This window comes from Dehalobacter sp., from assembly GCA_023667845.1.
GTDB lineage: Bacteria > Bacillota > Desulfitobacteriia > Desulfitobacteriales > Syntrophobotulaceae > Dehalobacter.
On sequence record JAMPIU010000186.1, the window covers coordinates 1 to 2477 of the forward strand.

Here is a 2477-nt window from a genome sequence, read left to right on the forward strand (position 1 = left end):
AACGCATCCTTGAAGTTTTACGGCAACCCCTGGAAGATAAGGTCGTCACAATCAGCCGTGCTCAGGGATCTTTCACTTTTCCGGCAAATTTCATGTTGGTCGGAGCGATGAACCCCTGCCCTTGTGGGTATTATGGCGACAAACTGCGGGCTTGCACCTGCGCCCAGTCGGTCATCACTAATTACCAAAAACGCATCTCGGGACCATTACTCGACCGGATTGATATTCATTTGCAGGTGCCGCGTGTAGATTACCAGAAGCTCAGCAGCCAGCGGACCGGCGAGCCCTCCAGCCAGATCAGGATGCGCGTTGAAGCTGCCAGGCAGCACCAATTAGCTCGCTTCAGCGGAACAAAGCTTACCTCAAACGCGGACATGACCCCCAAAGAGATCCGCACCTATTGCCAGGTGTCGCCGGACGGGGAAGCGCTCATGAAAGCCGCCATGCGCCAACTGAAGCTGACCGCCCGCGGCTACCACCGTGTTCTGAAACTCGCGAGGACAATCGCTGACCTTGCAGGCGACCCGGACATCAAGTCCGAACATCTTGCCGAATCCCTCCAATACCGCCAGGCGGAAGAAGAATAGTTTTCTCTGGATCGACAAAAATCGATTGTGGTGAAATGCTCGCCAAGTACGCGATCTACCCGAAGATTCCCAACCGATTTGCCATGTTGCTAAAGATAAACCACAATCGTTAAATTCGAGAAAAGGTTAACTGGCTGTCAATAGGAACTTTTAGAATATCCCAAACGCCCTATATGTCAATTATCGATAAGAAGCTAATTGCATTCAGATTCAAGAAGATGAAAACAAAATTTCAACTATTCTTTTGGTGATGGCTGTGTTCGTGACAGCTTGCAGCGTCAAGGGAAAAACCACCTCTTTAGCGCTAACTGATACCCACTGGGTTCTGGAACAAATCAACGGGCAACCCGTGATTGATGACACCTGAGGGAACAAAGTGTTACTCTCCCCCTTTACTAGCAGCTATTCTGATTCAACTGCTCAATTTTCGCGGGTTGGACTAACATAAAGATTGTTACAACTCATGGGGTCAGGTCAATGAGGATACTGAAACGCCCACTTCAGAAATGAAATTCGTTTTTGAGTGAATTTCAGCTAATAATTTGTTCACTATAAAGCCAGATGTGAGCAGAAAGAAGAAATCGCCAACAGTTTCACCCGTTTGGGTAAAAAATGGTGTAAAATTTTTGTTGACGTGGAATTTCAGTAATATTTTATTATGAATTGATAACGAAATGTTTAGTTCTCAAACAGCGAACCTTTCTCTTATTGACCCGGAGGGAATTTTCACAATAAGATTTAATCAAAACACAAATAATGAGGAAAGATATAAATGGCAATTACTAATAATTCGGTAAAATGCCCCAACTGTGGTGCAAGTTTGCCTATTGAAGAAGGCAGAGAGCAGATGTTTTGCTCCTACTGCGGCAGCAAAATAATTATGACCAACGAAAACGAGTATATACATCGGCACATTGATGAGGCTGGGGTTAAGCAGGCCGAAACTGACCGCATGGCTCGTATGCGTGAACTTGATATGGCCGAGAAAATGAACACACAAGGCAGTGGCTTAAAAAAGGTGCTGACCGGAATATGGCTCATTCTTTCTCTCGTAATCATTATCATTTGTGTTGTGATGATTGCATTTAAGGATGATTTTACAAACGGATTTTTAATGCTGTTCTACTTGGGCGGACCCGTCATCGGTGGGGGCGGCTACTTAATCTTTAAGCTTCTCCCGGAAAAGGAAAATGATAGAGTACTATTTAGCAGTGGTGGCGTCAAATTCCCCAAAGCGCTGGAACCGTTTACCGAGCAAAACTACGAAACAGCCCGTTCAACGCTTGCCAATGCCGGCTTTACAAACATCAACTGTATTAATAAGCATGACCTGACCCTCGGCTTATTAACCAAGCCTGGGAAGATTGAATCAATAATAGTAAACGGAAATAAAATTATGTCTGGCGGCAATGTATATATGCCGAATGTACCTATCACGATCACTTACCACGGTAAATAAAGGAGGCACACTATGAAGTGCTAAAATTGTGGCGCAGAGCCAATGATACGTTGTGGTCACAATGGACAGTTTGGACAAAAATCCGCTAAATTTGTGAAATGTGTTGACATAATGGACGCTGTGATACGCTGTGGACAAGATGTCTTCTGACTTTGAATCAGGTGGTTTACATTTAAACAATTAAAAAAACCGAGATAACGTTTCTTCTCATTATTGCAATAATCAGATCTATATATTAATAAAATAAATCCAACTAATCAAACTCTATTGGCTTTTTTATTGTACACTTGCCTTCATATTGAACCACACGCCTGCCCGTGTGGTTATTTTGGCGACACTTTGCGCCAATGCACCTGCGCGCCTGCTGCGATCAGTACTTACCAAAAAAGGATTTCTGGTCCGCTCTTGGACCGCATCGATATTCACCTGCA

Annotated in this window: 2 protein-coding genes and 1 pseudogene; all 3 read left to right on the forward strand. The window is 44.2% G+C overall.

All coding sequences use genetic code 11. The annotated features are described in order from the left end of the window. The coding region (locus NC238_15555) for an ATP-binding protein (protein MCM1567322.1) at window positions 1-587 on the forward strand (587 nt) is incomplete at its 5' end. Window positions 588-1359: 772 nt separating this feature from the next. Then, on the forward strand, window positions 1360-2046 hold the full coding sequence (locus NC238_15560) for a hypothetical protein (GenBank protein ID MCM1567323.1): 687 nt from the start codon (window positions 1360-1362) through the stop codon (window positions 2044-2046). A gap of 306 nt (window positions 2047-2352) precedes the next feature. Then, window positions 2353-2477 (forward strand): annotated as a pseudogene (locus tag NC238_15565) (ATP-binding protein).

Bases quoted from the DNA above. Each gene is read 5' to 3' on its own strand.
- NC238_15560 (MCM1567323.1), top strand. From the start codon at position 1,360: ATGGCAATTACTAATAATTCGGTAAAATGCCCCAACTGTGGTGCAAGT.